Origin of the sequence: Streptomyces sp. NPDC045431 (assembly GCF_040646655.1) — a bacterium.
In the GTDB taxonomy this organism is placed as follows: Bacteria; Actinomycetota; Actinomycetes; order Streptomycetales; family Streptomycetaceae; genus Streptomyces.
Genome location: NZ_JBEZAQ010000007.1, coordinates 44,128 through 66,421 on the forward strand (window position 1 = coordinate 44,128; position 22,294 = coordinate 66,421).

General features: G+C 74.2%; 20 protein-coding genes and 1 pseudogene. 14 read left to right on the forward strand and 7 right to left on the reverse strand.

Annotation, left to right across the window (positions count from 1 at the left end; translation table 11 throughout):
* Window positions 1-46 precede the first annotated feature (46 nt).
* Window positions 47-856, reverse strand: coding sequence for a hypothetical protein (locus AB0A69_RS17310; RefSeq protein WP_361421790.1), 810 nt, complete (start codon window positions 854-856; stop codon window positions 47-49).
* A gap of 141 nt (window positions 857-997) precedes the next feature.
* On the opposite strand from AB0A69_RS17310, the gene AB0A69_RS17315 reads away from it, so the two are divergent.
* Complete coding sequence (locus AB0A69_RS17315; protein WP_361421793.1) at window positions 998-1,567, forward strand: transglycosylase family protein; 570 nt, start codon at window positions 998-1,000, stop codon at window positions 1,565-1,567.
* On the opposite strand, the gene AB0A69_RS17320 is transcribed toward AB0A69_RS17315, so the two are convergent.
* From AB0A69_RS17320 to AB0A69_RS17330, 3 genes are read right to left on the reverse strand one after another with little or no spacing between them, the layout of a single operon-like run.
* Window positions 1,509-2,210, reverse strand: coding sequence for an ATP-binding cassette domain-containing protein (locus tag AB0A69_RS17320; RefSeq protein WP_361421796.1), 702 nt, complete (start codon window positions 2,208-2,210; stop codon window positions 1,509-1,511). The genes AB0A69_RS17315 and AB0A69_RS17320 overlap by 59 nt on opposite strands.
* A complete protein-coding gene (locus AB0A69_RS17325; RefSeq protein WP_361421799.1) occupies window positions 2,207-4,852 on the reverse strand; it encodes an ATP-binding cassette domain-containing protein in 2,646 nt (881 codons plus the stop codon). Before AB0A69_RS17325 ends, AB0A69_RS17320 begins: the two co-directional genes overlap by 4 nt.
* Before the next feature lie 3 nt (window positions 4,853-4,855).
* On the reverse strand, window positions 4,856-5,272 hold the full coding sequence (locus tag AB0A69_RS17330; protein ID WP_361421802.1) for a hypothetical protein: 417 nt from the start codon (window positions 5,270-5,272) through the stop codon (window positions 4,856-4,858).
* Window positions 5,273-5,365: 93 nt separating this feature from the next.
* Between AB0A69_RS17330 and AB0A69_RS17335 the strand changes: the two genes are divergently transcribed.
* The 5 genes from AB0A69_RS17335 (at window position 5,366) to AB0A69_RS17355 (ending at window position 9,876) form a co-directional block, all read left to right on the forward strand.
* Window positions 5,366-5,899, forward strand: coding sequence for a hypothetical protein (locus AB0A69_RS17335; protein WP_361421805.1), 534 nt, complete (start codon window positions 5,366-5,368; stop codon window positions 5,897-5,899).
* Window positions 5,874-7,169 (forward strand): ABC transporter substrate-binding protein, encoded by a 1,296-nt coding sequence (locus AB0A69_RS17340; protein WP_361421808.1) that lies wholly within the window; start codon window positions 5,874-5,876, stop codon window positions 7,167-7,169. Before AB0A69_RS17335 ends, AB0A69_RS17340 begins: the two co-directional genes overlap by 26 nt.
* 143 nt (window positions 7,170-7,312) lie before the next feature.
* Complete coding sequence (locus tag AB0A69_RS17345) at window positions 7,313-8,596, forward strand: glycosyltransferase family 4 protein (RefSeq protein ID WP_361421811.1); 1,284 nt, start codon at window positions 7,313-7,315, stop codon at window positions 8,594-8,596.
* Complete coding sequence (locus AB0A69_RS17350) at window positions 8,593-9,387, forward strand: hypothetical protein (RefSeq protein ID WP_361421814.1); 795 nt, start codon at window positions 8,593-8,595, stop codon at window positions 9,385-9,387. The genes AB0A69_RS17345 and AB0A69_RS17350 overlap by 4 nt, the downstream gene beginning before the upstream one ends.
* Window positions 9,388-9,660: 273 nt before the next feature.
* Window positions 9,661-9,876, forward strand: coding sequence for an I78 family peptidase inhibitor (locus AB0A69_RS17355; protein WP_361421817.1), 216 nt, complete (start codon window positions 9,661-9,663; stop codon window positions 9,874-9,876).
* Window positions 9,877-9,950: 74 nt separating this feature from the next.
* On the opposite strand, the gene AB0A69_RS17360 is transcribed toward AB0A69_RS17355, so the two are convergent.
* Entirely contained in the window at window positions 9,951-11,030 is a 1,080-nt protein-coding gene (locus tag AB0A69_RS17360) for a phosphatase PAP2 family protein (RefSeq protein WP_361421820.1), read from the reverse strand.
* Between the two features lie 411 nt (window positions 11,031-11,441).
* On the opposite strand from AB0A69_RS17360, the gene AB0A69_RS17365 reads away from it, so the two are divergent.
* The gene (locus AB0A69_RS17365; RefSeq protein WP_361421823.1) at window positions 11,442-13,154 is read left to right on the forward strand and encodes an MFS transporter; all 1,713 of its coding nucleotides are present in this window, start codon (window positions 11,442-11,444) and stop codon (window positions 13,152-13,154) included.
* A 113-nt stretch (window positions 13,155-13,267) separates the two neighbouring features.
* On the forward strand, window positions 13,268-14,458 hold the full coding sequence (locus AB0A69_RS17370) for an acyl-CoA dehydrogenase family protein (RefSeq protein WP_361421826.1): 1,191 nt from the start codon (window positions 13,268-13,270) through the stop codon (window positions 14,456-14,458).
* Window positions 14,459-14,469: 11 nt separating this feature from the next.
* Here AB0A69_RS17370 and sepF read toward each other — a convergent pair whose 3' ends face one another.
* Window positions 14,470-14,904, reverse strand: coding sequence for a cell division protein SepF (gene sepF, locus AB0A69_RS17375; protein WP_361421829.1), 435 nt, complete (start codon window positions 14,902-14,904; stop codon window positions 14,470-14,472).
* 296 nt (window positions 14,905-15,200) lie between these two features.
* Between sepF and AB0A69_RS17380 the strand changes: the two genes are divergently transcribed.
* The 4 genes and pseudogenes from AB0A69_RS17380 to AB0A69_RS17395 all read left to right on the forward strand — a co-directional run bounded on the left by AB0A69_RS17380 (window position 15,201) and on the right by AB0A69_RS17395 (window position 18,664).
* The gene (locus AB0A69_RS17380) at window positions 15,201-16,490 is read left to right on the forward strand and encodes a DUF5685 family protein (RefSeq protein ID WP_361421832.1); all 1,290 of its coding nucleotides are present in this window, start codon (window positions 15,201-15,203) and stop codon (window positions 16,488-16,490) included.
* A 16-nt stretch (window positions 16,491-16,506) separates the two neighbouring features.
* Window positions 16,507-16,969: pseudogene (locus AB0A69_RS17385) on the forward strand (hypothetical protein); the annotation flags it as partial.
* Window positions 16,970-17,143: 174 nt separating this feature from the next.
* Complete coding sequence (locus tag AB0A69_RS17390) at window positions 17,144-18,046, forward strand: S1 family peptidase (protein ID WP_361421835.1); 903 nt, start codon at window positions 17,144-17,146, stop codon at window positions 18,044-18,046.
* Window positions 18,047-18,184: 138 nt separating this feature from the next.
* Window positions 18,185-18,664: a hypothetical protein gene (locus tag AB0A69_RS17395; protein WP_361421838.1), complete on the forward strand. Its 480-nt coding sequence runs from the start codon at window positions 18,185-18,187 to the stop codon at window positions 18,662-18,664.
* Between the two features lie 9 nt (window positions 18,665-18,673).
* On the opposite strand, the gene AB0A69_RS17400 is transcribed toward AB0A69_RS17395, so the two are convergent.
* Window positions 18,674-19,573 carry a DUF4231 domain-containing protein gene (locus AB0A69_RS17400; protein WP_361421841.1) on the reverse strand — a complete coding sequence of 300 codons (900 nt, stop codon included), beginning with the start codon at window positions 19,571-19,573 and terminating at the stop codon, window positions 18,674-18,676.
* Between the two features lie 249 nt (window positions 19,574-19,822).
* On the opposite strand from AB0A69_RS17400, the gene fxsA reads away from it, so the two are divergent.
* Both fxsA and fxsB read left to right on the forward strand, forming a co-directional pair.
* On the forward strand, window positions 19,823-19,969 hold the full coding sequence (gene fxsA, locus AB0A69_RS17405; RefSeq protein WP_361421844.1) for an FxSxx-COOH cyclophane-containing RiPP peptide: 147 nt from the start codon (window positions 19,823-19,825) through the stop codon (window positions 19,967-19,969).
* Between the two features lie 41 nt (window positions 19,970-20,010).
* Window positions 20,011-22,218, forward strand: coding sequence for a radical SAM/SPASM protein FxsB, inactivated metallohydrolase extension form (gene fxsB / locus AB0A69_RS17410; protein ID WP_361421847.1), 2,208 nt, complete (start codon window positions 20,011-20,013; stop codon window positions 22,216-22,218).
* The last annotated feature ends 76 nt before the right edge of the window (window positions 22,219-22,294 follow it).

A 22,294-nucleotide genomic window follows, 5' to 3' on the forward strand; every position in this document is an offset into this window, starting at 1 on the left:
ACCTCGCCGCCCGTCGGATGCGGCCTCGCCCTGACGTGCCTCGCGGTCACGTGCCCGCCAGCGGCAGCGCCGCGGCCACCAGGCGTCCGTCGGCCGACGCCTTCTCCAGCGCGTCGCGCAGCAGGTCCTCGCGCGGCTGCTGGCCGATGGAGCCGACCGGCGCGGCGAACACGAGGACCGTGTGCGACTTGTTCGCCGCGGCCCGCCAGCCCTCCGTGACCTGGAGCGGCTGGTGCGCCTGCCACCAGGCGACCGGGCCGCCCCCGGCCGTACCCGGCTGGAGGATGGCGTGCAGCTGGCCCATGGCGAGGAGCACCGACCAGCCGTGCAGCGGGCTCGGCTTCTGGTTGACGTCGGTGACCGGGAGGAAGCCGTGCTCCATCAGCAGCGGCAGGAACTCGTCGACGCCGGCGGTGGAGCCGGGGCGGGCGATGGGCGCGGTCGGTTCGACGACCAGCGCCGGGTGCAGCTCGCCGTCGATCAGGACGAGACCGCTGGTGACCCCGAGGACCGCCTGCTCGCCGGCGGGCGCGGGGGACTGGGCCGGTACGGAGACGGCGGGGGCGGCGGCGGGCGCCGGGGCGCCGGTGATGGACCGGACGGCGCCCTGGAGCTGCTCCTCGGCGACCTTCACGACCTGGGAGGGGATGCAGGTGGCGTGAGCGAAGGCGAGGACGGCGGTCTCCTCGCCGACGAACAGTACGGTGCTGGTGCGTTCCTGCTCGGAGTCGCCCGAGGTGCGGCAGGAGGTGCAGTCGTAGCTGCCCGGGGCGTTCTCGCCGGCGAGCAGCCGGTCGGCTTCTTCGTCGCCGATCTCGGCGCGTACGTCCTCGCTGACGTCGAGCATGCGCGGCACGGGTGGCTCCTCGGAGTCGTGTGCGGTTCGAGGCCGGGCGGTTCCCGGCTCGTCTCATGAAGAGCTCAACGGGTGAACCGGGGCCGGGGTCACGCGCGCGGCGGCGCGGGTGCGGGGCGGGACGGTGCCTAGCGTGGGCCGGTGCTGAAGAACCGTTTCTGGCCGTCGGTCGTGGTGCCGGCGGCGGTGCTGCTCATGCAGGGCGCCGGGGCGGGCGCAGGTGCCGCGGTGGCCGCCGGCCATCATCCGCCGCCGCCCAGGCCCGGGCCGGGGCCCGCGTCCCCGCTCGCCGACTGCGCCGCCGACCAGTGGCCCTGGGGGTGCGTCGCCGCGTGCGAGAGCGGCGGCCGCTGGCACCTCAACACCGGCAACGGCTACTACGGCGGCCTGCAGTTCAAGCAGTCCACGTGGGAGGCGTACGGCGGGCTGAAGTACGCCCAGCGCGCCGACCTGGCGAGCCGTCAGCAGCAGATCACGGTCGCGGAGGAGGTCCTCCGCGAGCAGGGCTGGGGCGCCTGGCCGACGTGTTCGAAGCGGTACGGACTGTCCGGACGCGCGCATGTGGTCCAGCCCGGGGACACGCTGTCCGCCGTCGCGCGGCGGTTCAAGGTGAAGGGCGGCTGGAAGGCCCTCCACAAGGCGAACCAGACCGTCATCGGGGCCGATCCGAACCGGATCCGCCCGGGGATGATGCTGTCCCTTCCGGAGTGAGCTCCGCCGCCTGACCGCTGAAGGCGAGCGCGCCGCGGCGCAGTTCGTGCACGAGCGTGCCCGGCCGCAGGCCGGGCGGAAGGCGCTGCTCGGCCACGACGACGGCGACGGTGCCCGCCAGCTCCGCCAGCAGCGTGTACGTGCGCGCCGCGACCGGCGGGGACAGGCCGAGGGCCGGCTCGTCGACGAGGACGACACGGGCGCCCGACAGCACCACGCGGGAGAGCGCGAGCATCCGCCGCTCGCCGCCCGAGAGCGTACCGGCGCGGCGGTCGAGCAGCGGGCGCAGTTCCGGGTACGCGACGAGGGCCGGCGCGGCCGGGCTGTGAGGGGCGGCGAGCCCGAGGTTCTCGGCGACGGTGAGGCCCGGGTACACGGCGCCCCGGTCCGGTACGAAGCACAGGCCGCGGCGCGCCCGGTCATGGGCGCGCAGGCGGGTGACGTCGGCGCCGCGCCACAGGACGCGCCCGGCGGAGAGCGGCACCGCGCCGGCGAGGGCCCGCAGCACCGTCGTACGGCCGGAGCCGTTGCGGCCGAGGAGCACGGTGAGGGCGGCGGCGGGGACGGGCAGGTCGATGCCGTGCAGGGCCTCCAGGGGGCCGTAGCGCACGCGGGCGGCGCGGAGTCGCATCTCGATGCTCATGGCATGATCCGCCCCGCCTCCATGACGTGGACCGCGTCCGCGATGTCCGCGACCAGATCGAGGTCGTGTTCGACGACGAGGACCGCCATGCCGTCGGCGGCCAGCGCCTTCAGTACGCGGGCGAGTGCGGCGGTCTCGGTGGCGTCGAGCCCCGCGGCGGGTTCGTCCAGCAGCAGCGTGTGCGGCCGCCCCGCGAGGGCGCGGGCCACCTCGACGCGGCGCAGGGTGCCGGTCGCCAGCCCGGCGGCAGGCACGTGCCGTACGGCGTTGAGGTCCAGCAGGCGCAGGGTCTGCTCGACGTGGCGCGGGTCGCGGACGCGGCCGTGTTCCGCGCCGACGCGGACGTTCTCCTCGACGGTGAGCGACGCGAAGACCGCGAGCTCCTGGAACGTCCGGGCGATGCCCAGGCGGGTACGGGCGTGGGCGGGGCGCGCGGTGATGTCGACGCCGTCGAGGGTGACGCGGCCGGAACCGGGGCGCGCGGTGCCGGCGAGGCAGTGGAAGAGGGTGCTCTTGCCCGCACCGTTGGGCCCGACGAGGGCGGTGAGGCGGCCGGGCGGGAGGCGGAGGGTGACGTGGTCGAGGGCGCTGACGCCTCCGGCGTAGTGGAGGGTGAGGTGGTGGGCCTCCAGCCCGCGGGGCCGTTGGGTGGGTGGTTGCGCGCCGTGGCCCGGTGCGGGCCGGCGCTTCGGGCGCGGGACCCCTGGCGGGGGTTGCCCGCCGTCGGCGACTGCGGGGCCGCTGCGGGGCCCGGTCGGGCGCGCATGGCCGCCGTCGGTGGGTGCGCGAGGGGTGTCGGCGGGGCGGTGGCCCGCGTGGACCCGTGCCGGGGCCCGGGGGACGCCCTCGGGTGGTGCCTGGCGGCGAGGGGCGGACGGCAGCAGCGACATCAGCGGCGGGACGCGGGACGTCAGAGCGGCCAGGAGGCCGATCAGGGCCGCCGCCGCGCCGCCCCGGGCACCCGCGTCGAGGCCCACCAGGAGGGCCGCGGCGGCCAGCGGGGAGAGGAGGCTGTCCGCGCCCAGGACCAGGACCGCCGCGAACCAGAGCAGGCCCCGCACCGGGTCGTACGCCGCCGGGTCGAAGGCCCGCAGGCCCATGGCCAGCAGCCCGCCGCCCAGGGCCGCGAGGGCCGCGCCCGCCACGAAGGCGAGGACCTTCAGGGCGGGGACCGGGACGCCCGCGGCCGACGCGCCCGCCTCGTGGTCGCGCAGCGCCGCCAGCGCCCTGCCCGTACGACCCCGGCGCATGGCGGCCACCAGGAGCAGGGCGGACGCCAGGAGCACCAGTTCCAGGGCGTAGTAGGCGCGGTCCGACGCGAAGCCCGCCGGGCGCGCCGGGGCCAGGCCCGCCGTCGCGTACGGCTGCGCGAAGACGAAGCGGCTCACCGCGACGCCGACCGCCAGCGTCGCCAGCGCCAGGGCGAGCCCGCGGCGGCGGATCGCCGGCCACCCTGTCAGCAGGCCCAGCGGGGCGACCAGGACGACGGCCACCACCAGCGCGGTGAGCTCCGGCAGCCGGGGCAGGCCGGGGAAGCGGCCCGCCGCCAGCAGCGCCGTGAACAGCGCGCCCAGGCCCGCGTACGCCGCCTGGCCCAGGGAGATCTGGCCGCCCCGGCCGGTGACGACCACCAGGGACAGCAGGATCACGGCGAGCGCCGGGACCTGGATCGCCGTGTGCAGGTCCGTGCCCGCGAAACCGAGCGGCAGCAGGAACAGCACGCCCGCCACCCCCCACACCCCCGGTGGCACCCGGGCCCCCGCCGTCGAGGCGCGCGGCAGGGCGTCGCGCGCCCCCACGCCCGGCAGGACCAGCGCGGCGACCAGCAGGGCGACGACGAAGAGGTTCGCGGCGACGGCCTGGACCAGCGGACCGGACCAGCCCGCGGGGTGGAAGCGGGTCAGCTGCGCCTGCCCCACACCGATGGCCAGCGCCGTCACCACCGCCACCGGCAGGCTCCGCATCCGGGCCACCACCGCCACCGCGATCACCTCGACGACCAGCAGCGGCAGCCCGTACGGGTCGAGCCGTACGTACGGCGCGAGCAGCACCCCCGTCAGGCCCGCCGTGAACGACCCGAACGCCCAGCCCACCGCCGACATCCGGTCCGCGTCGATGCCGCCCAGCGCCGCCAGCTCCCGGTTGTCGACCACCGCCCGCAGCTCCCGCCCCAGCCGCGTCCAGCGGGTCACCGCCCCCACCGCGACCGCCAGCAGGACGGCTGCCCCGAGGTGCAGCCACGGGTCGTCGCCGAGCAGCACCGGCGCGTCGTCCCGCGCCCCGCCGCCCCACAGCAGCGCCGCCGCGCCGACGAGCAGCACGAACACGCCGATCGAGGCCACCAGCGTCGTCGCCGGGTCCGAGCCGAGCACCGCCGCCGGGCGGAACACCACCCGGTCCAGCACCAGCCCGACACCGGGCCCGACCAGCAGCAGCGTCACGCACGCGGCGAGCGGCAGCGGCCAGCCCCACTCGACCACCAACTGCCGCAGCACGTACGCGCAGACCATGGCGACCGCGCCGTGCGCGAGGTTCAGCACGCCCGTCGCCCGGTACGTGACGAGCAGGCCGATGCCGGTCAGGGCCGCCGCGCCGCCGACCGCGAGACCGGCGAGGAACAGTTCGTACGTCAGCGAGGACACGGGTCAGCTCTCGGGATCGCACACCGGGCAGGGGTCCAGCCGGGCGTCCCCGACGGGGACCGCGTCCGCCCGGCCCGCGACCAGGGGGCAGTCCGGGCGGTGGGCCAGGGTCCCGCCCGGGACCCGCAGCGGCGGAGCGTCCGACGAGGGCCGGTCGTCCGTGGCCGGGGGCTCCTCCGGGCCGGGGCCCGCTTCCGGTGTGCCGGGCCGCGGCCCGGGCCCGCCCGGCGGCACCGCGCCCAGCAGCACCGCGCCCGCCACGATCAGCGCCGCCCCCGGCACGGTGCACGACGCCAGGTAGGGGATCTGCCGTTCCGCGAACCGCTCGCCCGACACCCCGTACCAGCCCACCACGCACAGCACCGCGCCCACCGCGACGGCCACGGCCCCGCCCCACCACAGCAGTCGCGATGTCGGCATCACGGGCCTCCGCTGGCGAGAGAGGGCGATTCCTTGCACTATGCCCAAGAAGGACAAAAAAGGCACAGACCCCGGAAACCGGCGGTGAGCCATATGGTCCACACCACGCGTACGAGCCTGCGCAAGCACCCCCGCACGGCGGCCCTGGCGGCCGCCGCGGTCCTGATCCTGGTACCGACCACCGCGGCCTGCGGCGACGGCAACGGCAACGGCGACGCGGGGAGGTCCCCGACCGCGACGGCGACCTCGCCGACCGGTGACCAGCCCGCGGACCCGACCGCGGCCCGGCAGCAGATCGAGAAGAACTGGGCGGCCTTCTTCAACCCGAAGACGCCGGTCGACGAGAAGGTCAAGCTGCTGGAGAACGGCGACCGGATGCGGCCCGTCCTGGAGGCATTCTCGGCCAACCCGCAGGCCGCGCAGACGTCCGCGAGCGTCGACGACGTCGCCTTCACCTCGGCGACCCAGGCCGACGTCACCTACGACCTGATGGTCGGCGGCACCCCGGCGCTGTCCAACTCCAAGGGCACCGCCGTGCACCAGCAGGACACCTGGAAGGTGTCCGTGAAGACGCTGTGCGCGCTGGTCAAGCTCAGCCCCGATGCGACAGCCGTGCCGGGCTGCTGAATCCCTGCTGCCGGTGGCGCTCCTGCTGTTCGCCCTGCTGCTGAGCGCCGCCTGCGGCAGCCGCCTGCCGGAGAGCCACTTCACCGCGCGGCGCCCCGCGCCGACGGCCGACGGCCCCCCGATCCGCATCGGCATCATCACCAGCGCCACCAGCCCCGTCGGCGGCGCCGCGTTCACCGGGCCCCGCGACGGCGCCCAGGCGTACTTCGCCGCCCTCAACGCGCGCGGCGGCCTCGACGGCCGCCGCGTCGAGGTGCTCACCTGCGACGACGGCGGCAGCGGCGTCGGCAACAACGCGTGCGTCCACGAACTCGTCGACGAAGCGAAGGTCTTCGCCCTCGTCGCCACCACCGCCTTCGACTACGCCGGCGCCCCGCGCGTCGCCGCCGCCGGCGTCCCCGACATCGGCGGCCAGCCCATCGGCCCGGCGTACGACACGTATCCGCACCTGTACGGCATCTACGGCAGCTCCGCCCCGCGCACCGGCGAACCCGGCTGGGGCGGCGTCCTGTACGGCGGCACCGAGGTCTACCGCTGGTTCAAGCGCGAGCTCGGCGCCCGTACCGCGGCCGTCGTCGCGTACAACCAGGCGGACTCCGCCCGGTACGCGGCCTACGTGGAGCGGGGCCTGCGGACCGAGGGGTACCGGGTCGTCGGCGCGCAGGTCGACTTCGCGCTGCCCAACTACCGGGCCGTCGCCGCCGACCTGCGCGAACAGGGCGTCGACGTCGTCTTCGACGCCCTGGACACGCACGGCAACGCGCAGCTGTGCGAGGCGATGGACGCCGTCGGCGTACGCGTCACCGCCAAGGTCACCAACGTCCAGAACTGGAACGAGGGCGTGCCGCGCGACTTCAAGGACGCCCCGCGCTGCCGCAACGCCCTGTGGGCGACCGGCGCCAGCCGCAACCACGACGAGACGTCCCACCCGGCGGTACGGGAGTTCCGCGACGCCATGGGGGACCGGCCGCTCTCCCAGTGGGCGCTGGAGGGGTGGGCCGCCGCCATGTGGTTCACGGACGCGGCCCGCTCGTGTGCCGGGGCGGGCCTCACGCGGGCGTGCGTCGAGCGGTTCCTCGACCGGCCCGAGGGGTACACCGCCCGCGGGCTGCTCCTGCCCGCCGTCTTCCGGCGGCTCCCCGAGCCGCCGAAGACCAGCCGCACCTGCCTGTCCGTCGCCCGCTGGCAGGACGGCCGCGGCTGGGTCACCCAGGGCGGTGACATGGAGCGCAACTGCGCCACCGTCCCCCAGCTCGGCTACCGGCCCTGAACCCGCGCCCCGGCCCGGCCGCCGACCGGGGCGGCCGACCCGCGCCCTGAACCCGCGTGCCGAAAACCGCGTCCTCAATCCCAAGTACAGTCCATGCCTGACGACCATCCGAAACTGCTGGACCTGGGGGACGCGGCGACGCGATGCACATCTCATTCCTGCTCCACAACGCGTACGGGATCGGCGGCACGATCCGCACGACGTTCAACCTCGCCGCGGCCCTGGCCGAGCGGCACGACGTCGAGATCGTGTCCGTCTTCCGCCACCGCGAGGAGCCGACGCTGGACGCCCCCGTCGGCGTGACCATGAAGCACCTGGTCGACCTGCGCAAGAAGAGCCCCACGTACGACGGCGACCACCCCGACTACCGGCGGCCCGCCACGGTCTTCCCGCGCGGCGACGGACGCTGGAAGCAGTACAGCCGCCTCACCGACGCCCGCATCGGCGCCCATCTGAGGAGCCTGGAGGCCGACGTCGTCGTCGGTACCCGCCCGGGCCTCAACGTGCACATCGCCCGCCAGGCCCGCCGCGGCCCCGTCCGCGTCGGCCAGGAGCACCTCACCCTCGACAGCCACGGGTACCGGCTGCGCCGCGAGATCAGCCACCGCTACGCCCTGCTCGACGCCGTCACCACCGTCACCGAGGCCGACGCCCGCTCCTACCGCGCCAAGCTGAAGCTGCCCGGCGTACGCATCGACGCCGTCCCCAACAGCGTCCCGGCGCCGTCCGTCGAACCCTCCGACACCACCGCCAAGTGGGTCGTCGCCGCCGGCCGCCTCACCCGGGTCAAGCGGTACGACGTGCTGATCGAGGCGTTCGCCAAGGTGACCGCCGCCCGCCCCGACTGGCGGCTGCGGATCTACGGCTCCGGCGACGCGACCGGCAACGAGAAGAACGCGCTGCGCGCCCTCATCGAGGAGCGCGGCCTGCACAACCACGTCTATCTGATGGGCCCGGCGAACCCGCTGGAGCCCGAGTGGGTCAAGGGCTCCATCGCGGCCGTCACCTCCCGCCTCGAAGCCTTCGGCATGACCATCGTCGAGGCCATGCGCTGCGGCCTGCCGGTGGTCTCCACCGACTGCCCGCACGGCCCCGGCGAGATCATCGAGGACGGCGTCGACGGACGGCTCGTGCCCGTCGGGGACGTGGACGCCATCGCCGGCGCGCTGCTCGCCCTGATCCAGGACGACGAGCTGCGCCGCCGCACCGGTGAGGCCGCGCTGGCGGCCTCCCGGCGCTTCGACCCGGCCGCCATCGCCGAGCGTCACGAGGCGATCTTCGCCGAGCTGGTCGCCCGGGGCGCCAACAGCCGCTCCCGCAGCCGGGTGCGCGACCTGCTGCACCGCACCCGTGGCGCGGTCCTCGACGTTGCGTTCACCGTGCGCTACAAGGCCGCCGACGTGCTCCGGAAGGGGAAGCCCGCATGACCGACGCCACGACCCCGGCCCCCGCGCCCGGCGAGCCGCCGCGCGCGGACTGCGTCGCGGACGCCGCCGGCGGCATCACCTTCGACATCGCGGTCGTCGACACCGCCGAGCCGGTCCTCCTCCTGCGCCGGCGCGGGCGCGGCGGCGGTCCGGCCGAGGAGGCCCGGCTGCCGCTCACCCCGGCGGGCGGGGGCCGTCTGCGGGCCGTGCTGCCCAGCACCATGGGGCTCGCCGAGGGCCGCTGGGACGTGTACGTGGACGAGCGGCCGGTGGAGCCCGGCATCCGGGACCTGCGCGCGCTCGTCGACCGCGTCCCCGACGAGGGGGGCCCGGTCGCGGTCCGCATCCCGTACCCGACGGCCGACGGGCGGCTCGCCGTGCGGAGCTGGGTGCGCGGCCCGCACGCCGAGGCCGGCGACCTCTCCTTCGGCGAGGCCGCCTGCACGGTCGAGGGCACGCTGTACGGGGCCGACCTCGGCCCCGGCGCGGTCGCCGAGGCGCGGCTGGGGGAGCGGGTGCACCGGGTGCCGGCCGCCGGCGAGAAGGGCGCCTTCGCCTTCACCCTGCCCTACGCGCCCCTCGCCGAGGAGCCCCCGGCCGAGGGGCAGCTGCTGTGGGAGCTGTGGCTGCGTCCCGACGCGGACGCCGAGGCGGTTCGCGTCTCGCGGATCCTCGACGACGTCTGGGACCGCAAGAGCGTCTTCGTCTACCCCGCGCACCGGGGTGAGGGCTACCGGGCGGCACCGTGTTACACGACCGACAACACCCTGTGCGTGCGCGTGACGGCGTGATGCGCGAAGGCGCCTATTTCCCTGCCGCGGCGATTTCCGGGTGATATGCCGAAAGGCAAATCGGAGGCTTCGGGAATTCGGCTCCGCGGCCTGGTGAGGCGGTGTGCGTCATCCGGAACAATCCGGCAGGAACGGCATCCTGGGGGGTGAAGAATTCCCCCCAAACATGTGTCGTGGTTCTGTGACAGAAGCGTGACCGGTGGGGGACATGCGTCTGGTGGGGTCGGGCGGCCCCGCTTCCGTCACTGTGCGGCGCCGCCTACGGTGAAGGACATGGCACCGATTCCGACCCCTCCCGCACAGCCCGACGACACCCCCGAGTCCTACGTGGGCCTCGACGAGCGCGACGCCGAGCAGGTGGCCCGCTCCCGTGGCTGGACGACGGTCCGCTCGCTGCCGCCCGGCGCGATCATCACCATGGAGTTCCTCGCGGGCCGGATCAACTTCGAGGTGGACGACCACACGGTCACCCGCTGCTGGGTGGGCTGACGCCCCGTCCGCGCGTACGGCGAAGGCCCCGGCCGCATCAGCAGCCGGGGCCTTCGCCGTACACGTCACGCGGGTCAGCCGCCCGTCAGCCGCCCGTCGTGCGGCCGCGCGTGCGGTGGCCTGCGGCTGCCGGCCGGCGTGACCGGCGTCCGCTCGGAGCGCACCACCGCGTGCGGCCGCGGCTGGGCCAGCGTGGCCCGCACGCTCGCCGCACGGCCGCCGGCCGAGGCCCCCGCCGAAGGGCCGGCGCCCGCACCCACCGGCTCCGGGCCCGCGCCCGCGCCGACGGGCTCCGGCTCCGCGACCGGCTCCTCGTCGACCGGTGCGGCCACCGTGCCCGCGCCCGCGCGCTGCGGGAACATCGCGGGCCGCGGCCCGCCCGCCGCCACCGGCACCGACGGCACCCGGCGCCGCCGGGCCCGCAGGGACGTGCGCAGCCGGTCGCGCGCCCCGAGGATCAGCGCCTCGGCGCGGGCGATCAGCGGCTCGCACCACGGCAGCGCCAGCAGGATCAGCAGACCGGCGGCCCAGCCCAGCAGCACATCGCTCAGCCAGTGCGTACCGAGGTAGACGGTGGTCAGGCCGACACCGAGGGCGACCACGGCGGACAGCGCCGACAGATGGCGCCGGGCCCGCGGCGTGGTGGCCAGGTAGGAGAGGATTCCCCAGGTCACGACCGCGTTGGCGGTGTGTCCGGAAGGGAATATATCGCCGCCCGCGAACAGTTCGGCCGAGCCGATCTGCGTCGCGTAATGGGGCCCGAGCCTGCCCAGACCGATCTTGACCGCGCCGACCGTGACGTTCAGCAGCAGCAGCGCGGCGCCCAGCACCAGCAGCGGCCGCAGCGTGTGCTGGCGCCAGGAGCGCCAGCCCAGCCAGGCCGCCACCATCACGGCGGTCGGGCCGCGCTGGCCGAGCACGACGAAGTAGTCGAGCGTCGCGTGCACCTCCGGCCACTGCTGATACGGCCGGAACAGCATGACCTTCCAGTCGAGGGTCACGAGCCACGACGAGACGAGCACGGCCACCACGATCGCGAGATAGAACGCCGCCGTCCCGCCGAAGAGGGCGAGACGGGTGCGGCTCATCCGCGGGATCTCAATCTTCGGCGGTTCCGGCTCCCGGTCCAGCCGGGCGAAGATGTCGGTACGCACCCAATCGACGTTACAGCGAGTGAGGGGCCGTTCAGGCCGATCCGGTCTCTTCGTGATGACGATGTGATGTGGAGTGTGTCTCAGCCACCTGCTTATTCCATGCTTATCCATAAAGCGTGCAGGTCGTGTGTCGTATTTACGCCCGAGGCTCCCGCGGGAACGCCGATCGGCGGGTGCGGAAAAGCATGCGGAGTACGGTCGCCCGGAATTCACCCCGGCGCGCCGCGCGCCCCGAGTGGCGTACGCCACACGCCCCCGCGCGCCCCGGTGAGAGGTGGACCACGCGCCACCCGCCCCGACTCGCGTACGCTGACGGCTCACTCGCCCGTCGATGCCGGGCCGTCCGGGGGCGTCCCTCCCCCCGGCCAGTGCCCACCGAGCGCGAGGGATTCATCTGTGGGAGGTACGTACATGCTCGGGACGACCACGGCCTCGGCACGGCTCCGTGCCGCCGGCGGCGGTGCCAACCGCTGGGTCGTCCTGTTCGTCCTCTGCGTCAGCCTGCTGCTCGTCGCGCTCGACGCGACCGTGCTGCACGTCGCCGTGCCCGCCGTCACCGAGGACCTGCGCCCCAGCTCCACCGCCCTGCTGTGGATGGTGGACGCCTATCCGCTGGTGTGCGCCTCGCTGCTGATCCTCTTCGGCACGCTCGGTGACCGGCTCGGGCGGCGCAGGGTCCTGCTGGCCGGTTACGGACTGTTCGGCGTGGCCTCGGCGGTCGCGGCGTTCGCCGAGACACCGAACGTGCTGATCGCCGCGCGCGCCCTGCTGGGCATCGGCGGCGCCATGATCATGCCGGCGACGCTGTCGATCCTCCGCGCGGTCTTCCCCGACCGGCGCGAGCGCGCCACCGCGATCGGCATCTGGACCGCCGTCGCCGCCGTGGGCGCGGCGACCGGTCCGGTGCTCGGCGGCTTCCTGCTGGAGCACTTCTGGTGGGGCTCGGTCTTCCTGATCAACATCCCGCTGATGGCGGTGATCCTGCCCGCCGGCCGCTGGCTCCTGCCCGAGTCCAAGGGCAGCGGCGACGGCCCCTGGGACGTCCTCGGCGCGCTCATGGCCGCGGCCGGCGTCATGGGCGTGGTCCTCGGCGTCAAGCGGCTCGGCGCCGGTGACGACTCGCCGCTGAGCCCGGGGACGGTCGGGCCGCTGCTCGTGGGCGCCGCGCTGCTGGTGCTGTTCGTACGGCGGCAGAGGCGCCGGCCGCACCCGCTGATCGACATGCGGATGTTCTCGCGCGCCGCCTTCACCACGTCCGTCGGCTGCATCGTGCTGGCCATGCTCGCGCTGGTCGGCCTGGAGCTGATCGCCGTCCAGTACCTCCAGCTGGTGCTGGAGCTCAGCCCCGTCGAGACCGGGCTGCGGCTGCTGCCGCTGACCTTCGCCGCGATGGCCGCCGGGGCCACCGGCTCGTACACGCTGCGCCGCGTCGGGCCGCGCCGGATGGTCGGCTGGGGCTTCGTCCTCACGGCCGGCGCCGTGCTGCTGCTGGTGCTCATGGGGCACCAGGACCGTCCGTTGCTGCTCACGGCCGGCTTCGTGCTGCTCGGCTTCGGCCTGCAGACCACGCTCTTCGGCGCGTACGAGTCGATGCTCAGCGAGGCGCCGGCGCACAGCGCGGGCGGCGCGGCGGCCATCGGCGAGACCTCCTACCAGCTCGGTGCCGGCATGGGCATCGCGCTCCTCGGCAGCGTCATGAACGCCGCGTACGCGCCCGGCCTGGCGCGGGTGCCGGGCGTGCCCGAGGCCGCCGGCGCCGCGGCGGCCAACTCGCTGGGCGAGGCGTACCAGGTGGCCGCCCAGCTCGGCGGCGCGGCGGGCGAGGCCCTGCGCACCGCCGCCCGGCACTCCTTCGTGCACGGCCTGCACGTCACGCTCGTCGTCAGCGCGGGACTGCTGCTCGCGGGCGCCGCGATGGCGCTGCGCCTGCCGCGCGTCATGGAGTCGCAGGCGGACCTCGACGCCCGCCTCGGCGGTGCGCCCGAACCCGCGCCCGAGCCGGAGGGCCGTCCGGACACCGTGCCCGGCGCCCGCCCGGCGCCGTCGCAGGACCGCGAGCTGCTGCACGTGCCCGCGCGGCGCGAGCCCGCGGAGCCGGCCAGGTCCGGGCGTACGGCACACTGAGCCCGCGCCGGGGCGGCCGGGGCTGGACGCCGCCGCACACCGCGTCGTAACGTCGGCGCCGAGCCGTACCTAACGGCGTTAGTTTTAGTGGCCGGCCCTCCGGAGGTCCCGTCGTGTCCGCACCCGCGAAGCTCCCGCCCTTCGACCCCAGCGACCCCCTCGGCATCGACGACCTCCTCGAACCCGAGGACCTCGCCATCCGCGACACCGTCCGCGGCTGGGCCGCCGACCGGGTGCTGCCGCACATCGCGGAGTGGTACGAGAAGGGCGAGCTGCCCGGCATCCGCGAGCTGGCCCGCGAGCTCGGCTCCCTCGGCGCGCTCGGCATGTCGCTGGAGGGGTACGGCTGCGCGGGGGCGAGCGCCGTCCAGTACGGACTGGCCTGCCTGGAGCTGGAGGCCGCCGACTCCGGCATCCGCTCCCTCGTCTCGGTCCAGGGCTCCCTCGCCATGTACGCCATCCACCGCTTCGGTTCCGAGGAGCAGAAGCAGCGCTGGCTGCCGTCGATGGCGGCGGGCGAGACGATCGGCTGCTTCGGCCTGACCGAGCCCGACCACGGCTCCGACCCGGCCGCGATGCGGACGTACGCCAAGAAGGACGGCGGCGACTGGGTCCTCAACGGCCGCAAGATGTGGATCACCAACGGCTCGGTCGCCGGGGTCGCCGTCGTCTGGGCGCAGACCGACGACGGCATCCGCGGCTTCGCCGTCCCGACGGACACCCCCGGCTTCTCGGCGCCGGAGATCACCCACAAGTGGTCGCTGCGCGCGAGCGTCACCAGCGAGCTGGTCATGGACGACGTACGGCTCCCGGCCGACGCGGTGCTGCCGGGCGTCACCGGGCTGAAGGGGCCGCTCAGCTGTCTGAGCCACGCCCGTTACGGCATCGTGTGGGGCGCCATGGGCGCCGCGCGCTCGTCGTTCGAGGCGGCGTTGGAGTACGCGAAGACCCGCGAGCAGTTCGGCAAGCCCATCGGCGGCTTCCAGCTCACCCAGGCCAAGCTCGCCGACATGGCCGTGGAGCTCCACAAGGGGGTCCTGCTCGCCCACCACCTCGGGCGCCAGCTGGACGCCGGGAGGCTCCGCCCCGAGCAGGTCAGCTTCGGCAAGCTGAACAACGTGCGGGAGGCGATCGAGATCTGCCGCACCTCGCGCACCATCCTGGGCGCCAACGGGATTTCGCTCGAATACCCCGTCATGCGGCACGCCACCAACCTGGAATCGGTGCTCACCTACGAGGGCACCGTGGAGATGCACCAGCTGGTGCTGGGCAAGGCGCTCACCGGGCTCGACGCCTTCCGGTAAGCGGCCAGGCCCTAGCTCTGGTTGAAGAAGCCGTCCTCGGTGCGCGGCCCGGCCTCGCCGTTGACGATCTCCGTGTTCGCGGGCGTCAGCAGGAAGACCCGGGTCGCCACGCGCTCGATCGAGCCGCGCAGCCCGAAGGTCAGGCCGGCCGCGAAGTCGACCACGCGCTTGGCGTCGGCGGGCTCCATGGCGGTGAGGTTCATGATGACCGGCACGCCGTCCCGGAAGAGCTCGCCGATGGCCCGGGCGTCCCGGAAGCCGTCCGGGGAGACCGTGGCGATGCGGCGGCCCTCCTCCTGCGCGGTTTCGGAGGCGACCCGCACCCGCGGGTCGGTCACCCAGGCGTCGCCGCCGCGGTCGCTCCCGGCGTACTCGTCGTCGTAGTAACGCTCGTCGTTGTCCTCGACGAGACCGAGCCATGCACTCGCCTTGCGCACCGATCCCATGGACGCCTCCTTTCGTCGCGGTCACTTGTGGTTCCGCTATCCCTATCGTCGACCATCATGCGGATCGCGCGCCAAGTGGATAGTCGCCGCGCAGGCGATTCGTGACGGTACTGGTGCAGTGGATGTGGCGATTCGTCAAGATTCTGCGGGCATACGGCCCCTGAAGGAGGGCTTCCGCAACTCATATATGACATTCGGGCCGGATGGGTGAGCGGGCGGACGTACGGGTGAACGGATCAGGCCGATACGATGCCCGCCGCACAGTCGCGCAACACACGGGGGAGCGGGAAAAGCACGTGTTCGGAATCGTCAGGCCCTGCACGCACAGACTCACCGACGGGCTCAAGACGGAGTGGATGGCCCATCTCTGCGGCCTCTGCCTGGCCCTGAGGGCGGATCACGGGCAGTTCGCCCGGGTCGCCACCAACTACGACGGCCTCATCATCTCCGTCCTGACGGAGGCTCAGGCCGAGCGCGACCCGGCCGCACGCCGCACCGCAGGGCCCTGCCCGCTGCGCGCGATGCGCACCGCCCCGGTCGCGCGGGGCGAGGGCGCGCGGCTGGCCGCCGCCGTCTCGCTGGTGCTGGCCTCGGCGAAGGTACGGGACCATGTCGCCGACCGGGACGGGCTGCTGGCCCGCCGCCCGATGGCCGCCGCCGCGCGGCGCGTCGCCCGGGGCTGGGACCGGGCCGGCGCGAGGGCCGGCCGGGAGCTCGGCTTCGACACGGCGGTCCTGGTCGACGCGGTGGACCGGCAGACCGGCATCGAGGCGCTGGCCGGCCCCGGTACGCCGCTGCTCGCGATCACCGAGCCCACGGAGACCGCCACCGCCGCGGCCTTCGCGCACACCGCCGTCCTCGCGGGCAGGCCGTCGAACGCCGAGCCGCTGGCCGAGGCGGGCCGGCTCTTCGGACGCCTCGCGCACCTCCTCGACGCCGTCGAGGACCGCGAGGCCGACGCCGCCTCCGGCGCCTGGAATCCCCTCACCGCCACGGGCACGTCACTCCCCGAGGCACGGCGTCTCGCGGACGACGCGCTGCACGGGATACGGCTGGCCCTGCGGGACGCGGAGTTCGCGGACGACAAGCTGCTGCACGTGCTGCTCGCCCACGAGCTGCGCCGGTCGGTGGACCGGGCGTTCGGGACGGCGACCTGCTCGCACCAGGGGCACGGCGCGCCCAACCCGTACGGCCAGCCCAACCCGTACGGCGCGCCCAACCCGTACGGCGGGCAGCCCGGCGGCCCCTACCAGCCCGGTCCGCACCAGGGCGGGCCCTACCAGGGTGGGCCGCACCAGGGTGGCGGCCAGGGACCGTACGGCGGCGGGTACCCCGGTGGCCCCGGCGGCGGCATGCCGCCCGGCTTCGGCGGCGGGCCCGGCGGCGGGGAGCCCTCCCGGCCCAAGCCGCCCCGCGGCTTCCTGGCCGGGTGCGCGGCCTTCACCTGGCTCTTCTGCACCTGCCAGATCTGCTGCGCCAAGGAGTACGAGGGCCCCTGGTCGCGCAAGAAGCGCGAGGGGTGCTGCCGCGACTGCGACTGCAACGTCGGAAGCTGCGACTGCTGCTGCCCCTGCGACGGCTGCTGACGACCCCTCTGGCTCGGCCGACCACCCGGAAGGTCGAATTCCGGCCGTCCCGGGTACGTGGCGGGACGCAGGCGACCACGTCCTGCTGACCGCCACCGCCGCCGCCACCGCCGCCGACGGCCTCACCGCCGACGGCCCGCCCCTGACCGGCGAGCTGTGGGCCGTCCGCGACTTCGACGCCTCGGCCCCGGCGCGGGCGGCGTTCCAGGGCATCGAGGCCACGCCGTACGACCCGCGCTGGGCCGTGCCGGGGACCCTTCCGTCCGTACGGAGAGGAGCGCGGCGTCCGCCTCCGTCGGCCCTGGCCGGGGGCTCGCCTTCGTGCTCGGCGGTGCCACGCACACGCTGCGGGTCGCGGTCGGGGGCGACGGCTCGCTGGGGGCGGTCTTCGCCGAGCACTTCATCTGCCCTTCCCGCCGCCCGGCAACACCCCTTCCGTCCCGGTCCGCGCGGGCGAGCGGAACGTCCTGCCGCACTGATCGGGTACGGCCGAAAGACACCCTTGCGCGCGGTAGTTGATCCCGCGAATACTCCCGGAGCAGCGCTTGTCAGGGGCACGACGTGTTCGCAATCCGAACGCGTAAAAAACCCTGGCTGCGCCTCACGGGCCCGACACCCCACGGCGGGCCCCCGATTCCCTCGGAGGAACGTAAGTGAGGATCAAGCGCACCACCCCCCGCGACGGCATAGCCAGACGCACCCGTCTGCTCGCCGTCTCCGTCGGTCTGGTCTCCGCCGCCGCCCTCGCGGTCCCCGCCGCGAACGCGGACTCTCCCCGGACCTACAGCGCGTCCGACCTGTCCGCCGCAGGCTCCGCCGTGCTGGAAGCCGACGTACCGGGCACCGCCTGGCACGTCGACGGCAAAACCAACACCCTGGTCGTGACCGCCGACTCGACCGTCTCCCAGGACGAGATCGCGAAGATCAAGCGCGAAGCCGGCGCCAACGCCGGTGCCCTGCGCATCGAGCGCACCCCGGGCAAGTTCACCAAACTCATCTCCGGCGGCGACGCCATCTACTCCAGCAACTCGCGCTGCTCCCTCGGATTCAACGTCCGCGACAGCGCGGGCGCGTACTACTTCCTCACCGCCGGGCACTGCACCGACGGCGTGGGCACCTGGTACGCCAACTCCGGCCGCACCACAGTGCTCGGGTCCACGTCCGGGTCCAGCTTCCCGAACAACGACTACGGGATCGTCCGCTACACCAACAGCTCCATCACCAAGTCCGGCACCGTCGGCAGCGTGGACATCACCAGCGCCGCCAACGCCACCGTCGGCATGTCCGTCACGCGCCGCGGGTCCACCACCGGCACCCACAGCGGCTCCGTCACCGGCCTGAACGCCACGGTCAACTACGGCGGCGGCGACGTGGTCTACGGCATGATCCGGACGAACGTGTGCGCCGAGCCCGGCGACAGCGGCGGTCCGCTCTACTCCGGCAGCCGCGCCATCGGCCTCACCTCCGGCGGCAGCGGCAACTGCTCCTCCGGCGGGACGACCTTCTTCCAGCCGGTCACCGAGGCACTGAGCGCGTACGGGGTCAGCGTCTACTGACCCGTAGGCCGAACCACCCTTCCGTGTGAGCTCGGTGAGTCCCCCGGCCGGAATCCGGCCGGGGGACTCGACGCGCTGCCCGCGGTCGTCCACATTCGAGGGGATGTGAGGACGGTCGGGCACAGGGAGCGGGGGCGGATGAAGCGCATCGGAGTGACCGGCCACAGGGACATCCCCGACGAGCTCCACGCCCATGTCCGGGCCGCGATGCGGGCCGCGTTCCTGGGGCACGACGGCGCCCTGGAGGCGCTCTCCAGCCTCGCCACCGGGGCGGACCAGCTCTTCGCGGACATCGCGCTGGCCTGCGGGGCCGAGCTGGTCGCCGTCATCCCCAGCGGGGACTACGAGGACGGCTTCGCGGACGACGTCGAACTGGCTCGCTACCGGGGCCTGAGGAAGCGCGCCACGCGGGAGGTCCGGATGGCGTTCCCGCACTCCACCGACGAGGCGTACTACGCGGCCGGCACGTACATCGCCGACCACTGCGACCGGCTGCTCGCGGTCTGGGACGGCCGCCCGGCGCGCGGCCTGGGCGGTACGGGGGACATCGTGCGCTACGCCCGCGAGCTGGGGAAACCGGTGACGGTCATCTGGCGCGCGGGCGTCGAGCGCCCCTGAGGGCCTGGCCTAGCTGCGGTGCTGCACCAGCCAGTCCGTGTGCTGCGGCGAGACGATGCGCTCGGTCTCGTACACCGCCGCCGGCCACCTGTCCTCGCCGACCGTCGTCTCCATCGCGGTGTGGATGGCCGCGAGGTCCTCCTCCACCAGCGAGTGCGCGGCGATGAGCGGCTGGTGGCGGCGGATCTCGCTCCACGCGACACCGGCGGCCGCCGTGGCGGACAGCAGGCCCGCGAGCACGGCCGACCCGCCGGCCGAGAAGGTCTGGAACAGCCCGAGGAGGAAGGCGACGAGGGTGAGCACGGCGGTGCTCGCCCGCCACAGGGCCGTGGCCCGCCGCGAGACCTCCGTCCGCCGGTGGTACCAGTTGCGCTGCTCGATCAGCCGGTCCCGTACGTACGTCTCCTTGCGCACCCGGAAGGGCTTGTCGCGCAGCATCCGCATGGCCGGGGTGATGAGTTCGGCTCCGGGGTCGTGCCCCTGCTCCCGGGGGTCCAGCCAGCCGACCTTGCGCAGCTCGCCGAGCCCCTCCTCCAGGCGCAGGAGGAACTCCCCCTCCGGATCGCGGGAGTCGGCGTCGAAGGGTGCGCCGTGGACCGCGTACCTCCAGCACATCGATTTGATGAACTCGGCGGCCGACCGGTTCAGTTGCCAATGCGACTTCGCACGGCGCCTGGAGGCGCGGTAGCCGGCCAGGAGTACGCCGGCGTACGCCAACGCGCTGAGCGCGCCCGCCAGTTGGAAGGTGTCTCCGATCCGCCAGCCGCCGGGCATCGCCGCCAGGCAGGCGCCGAGCACCAGCAGGAGCAGCTGCATCCGGGTGTCCCTCACCGCCTCGCGCTGCCGGGCGATGGCCGTCTCGTCCGCCCGGTGGAACAGCGCCGGCAGATCCTCGTTCCGGAAGACCATGCTCTGCAGTGGACCCTGATACCCGGTCATACGCACCCCCGTCTGCGGTTTTGTGTCACTCTTTCGGTGGAATGGATCGTTCCGGGGAGGTCGGGGAATACTGGCGCAACGCATTTCCTTCATGTGTTCGCGCTGATTTGCCGTGGGTGGCCACGAGAGTAAAGTCGTGCCGCCGACACTGCAACGGTGCGGTTCCCCTCAGATCGCCACATATGCCCAAGGACGGCCGCCGTGAGCTTTCAGACCTCTATGACATTCGCTGTCGCGAAGAAGAATCGTGTTCCGCTCGCCGAGATCGACGTCCGGGCGGCGGAAGCGGCCAAGAAGATCAACCGGGTGCTGCCCGCCACCGGTGACCGTACCGGACGCGGGGCGACGTTCAACTCCGCGCTCTGAAGCGGCCGAAAACAGCCCTGAAGTAGCTCTAAACTGGCGGAATGACCGGACCGCTGGTCCCTTTCCGCGAGATCGTTCTGAAAGTGCACAGCAGGTGCGATCTCGCATGCGACCACTGCTATGTGTACGAACACGCTGATCAGAGCTGGCGTACCCGCCCTAAGGCAATCTCTGACGAGGCGATTTCCTGGACAGCTCTGCGACTGGCCGAGCATGCGAAGGAACATGCCCTGCCCTCCGTGACAGTGATCCTGCACGGAGGGGAGCCGCTGCTGGCGGGGCCGGCCCGGCTGCGGCGCGTCTGCGAGGAACTGACCCGGACGCTCGGCCCCCACACCGCGCTCGACCTGCGCATCCACACCAACGGCCTCCAGCTCGGCCCCCGCTACCTCGACCTCTTCGCCGAGTACGGCGTCCGCGTGGGCATCTCCCTCGACGGCGACAAGGCCGCCAACGACCGCCACCGCCGCTTCGCCGACGGCCGCTCCAGCCACCCCCTCGTCCTCAAGGCCGTCGGCCTGCTGCGCCAGGAGCGCTACCGCCACCTCGACCTCGGGCTGCTCTGCACCATCGACGTGGCCAACGACCCCGTCGCCGTCTACGACGCGCTGGCCGCGCTCGAACCGCCGCGCATCGACTTCCTGCTGCCGCACGCCACCTGGCAGAACCCGCCGCCCCGCCCGGACGGCTCGCCCACCGCGTACGCCGACTGGATCCTCACCGTCTTCGACCGGTGGGACCGGCAGGGCAGGCCCGTCCCCGTACGGCTCTTCGAGTCGGTGCTCTCCACCCTGAGCGGCGGCCCCAGCCTCACCGAATCCCTCGGCCTCGCCCCCACCGACCTCGTCGTGGTGGAGACCGACGGCACCCTCGAACAGGTCGACTCCCTCAAGAGCGCCTACGACGGCGCCGCCGCCACCGGCTTCGACGTCTACCGGCACTCCTTCGACGAGGTCGCCGCCCACCCCGGCGTGCGCGTCCGCCAGCTCGGGCTCGCCGGGGTGAGCGCCACCTGCCGCGACTGCCCCGTGGTCCGCTCCTGCGGCGGCGGGCTCTACACCCACCGCTACCGCGCGGACGGCACCGGCTTCGCCAACCCCTCCGTCTACTGCGCCGACCTCGAAGCCCTGGTGCGCGGCGTCGAGGACCGCACGGCGGCGCGTACGGCGTCCCCCGCCGTGACCGACCCGGCCGCCCTCGCCGCCGAACAGCACGACCTGACCCGCGTCCTCCTCGCCGAGCTGCACAGCCGCCTCGACGGGCGCGGCGGCGAGCCGTGGGCCGAGGCCTGGGAGCTCGCCTCCGCCGTCGAGCGGCGCTCCGACGGCCTCGACGAGGTGCTGGCCCACCCCTACACCCGCACCTGGCTCCTCGACTGCCTCGACGCCCTCCACGAGGACCGCCCCACCGCGCCCGCCCTCGCCCGGCAGCTGCCGCGGTACGTCGCCGCCGCGGCCGTACGCGGCCGGGTCGACGCCCCGGTCCGCGTCCCGCATCCGGGCGGCCCGCTGCACCTGCCCACGCTCGGCGCGCTCACCGTCACCGCCGCCGGCACCGCGGAGGTGCGGGCGACCGGGGACGGCCTCGTCGTACGGGCCGGCGGCGCCGAGCAGCGCGTCGAACGGCTCGGCGAGGAGGGCCCCCGCTGGCTCCCCGTGCGGCGCCACCCGGGCGACGGCCGCGCGCTCGACGACCTCGACCCGTACCGCGACCGCTTCGCCGCCCCCGCCACCGGGCGGCTCACCGCCGCCGACGCCGCCGACTGGAGCGCGCGCCTGGAGGCGGCCTGGGGGCTGCTGCGGGACGCCGTACCCGGCCAGGCCGCCGAGGCCGCCGCCCGGCTGACCACCCTGACCCCGCTCACCGGGACCGCGCCCCGCGTGGGCCGGCACGGCTACGGCGCGCTCGGCCTGCCGCTGCGGGGCGCCCCCGGCGAGCTGGCCCGGGCGCTGCTGCGCGGCTTCCGGCGCGCCACGCTGCGGGCGCTGCTCGACGTGACGGACCTCTACGCCCTGGACGGCGCCTGGAGCCACCCCGCGCCCTGGCAGGAGGCGCCGGTCCCCGTCTCCGCGCTGCTCGCCGGGGCGTACGAGCGCACCGGCCTCGCGGCGTACGAACCCGGCCACCCGGTCCACGCCGTGCACGCCGAGCGGGCTTTGGACCGGCTCGAAGGCGCCGCCGAGCTCACCGTCAGCGGCAAAGCGCTGGTGGCCGCCCTGCGGGAAGAGCTGTGCCGTGGCCGCGGATGACTGAAAAGCGGCGTTGATTGACTGAACGTCGTGGGGGCGGAGCGAACCTGCTCCGGAATGATTGATTCGCTCGTAT

Bases quoted from the DNA above. Each gene is read 5' to 3' on its own strand.
- AB0A69_RS17320 (WP_361421796.1), bottom strand. From the start codon at position 2,210: ATGAGCATCGAGATGCGACTCCGCGCCGCCCGCGTGCGCTACGGCCCC.
- AB0A69_RS17330 (WP_361421802.1), bottom strand. From the start codon at position 5,272: ATGCCGACATCGCGACTGCTGTGGTGGGGCGGGGCCGTGGCCGTCGCG.
- AB0A69_RS17335 (WP_361421805.1), top strand. From the start codon at position 5,366: ATGGTCCACACCACGCGTACGAGCCTGCGCAAGCACCCCCGCACGGCG.
- AB0A69_RS17340 (WP_361421808.1), top strand. From the start codon at position 5,874: ATGCGACAGCCGTGCCGGGCTGCTGAATCCCTGCTGCCGGTGGCGCTC.
- AB0A69_RS17345 (WP_361421811.1), top strand. From the start codon at position 7,313: ATGCACATCTCATTCCTGCTCCACAACGCGTACGGGATCGGCGGCACG.
- AB0A69_RS17350 (WP_361421814.1), top strand. From the start codon at position 8,593: ATGACCGACGCCACGACCCCGGCCCCCGCGCCCGGCGAGCCGCCGCGC.
- AB0A69_RS17355 (WP_361421817.1), top strand. From the start codon at position 9,661: ATGGCACCGATTCCGACCCCTCCCGCACAGCCCGACGACACCCCCGAG.
- AB0A69_RS17365 (WP_361421823.1), top strand. From the start codon at position 11,442: ATGCTCGGGACGACCACGGCCTCGGCACGGCTCCGTGCCGCCGGCGGC.
- sepF (WP_361421829.1), bottom strand. From the start codon at position 14,904: ATGGGATCGGTGCGCAAGGCGAGTGCATGGCTCGGTCTCGTCGAGGAC.
- AB0A69_RS17395 (WP_361421838.1), top strand. From the start codon at position 18,185: ATGAAGCGCATCGGAGTGACCGGCCACAGGGACATCCCCGACGAGCTC.
- AB0A69_RS17400 (WP_361421841.1), bottom strand. From the start codon at position 19,573: ATGGTCTTCCGGAACGAGGATCTGCCGGCGCTGTTCCACCGGGCGGAC.
- fxsA (WP_361421844.1), top strand. From the start codon at position 19,823: ATGACATTCGCTGTCGCGAAGAAGAATCGTGTTCCGCTCGCCGAGATC.
- fxsB (WP_361421847.1), top strand. From the start codon at position 20,011: ATGACCGGACCGCTGGTCCCTTTCCGCGAGATCGTTCTGAAAGTGCAC.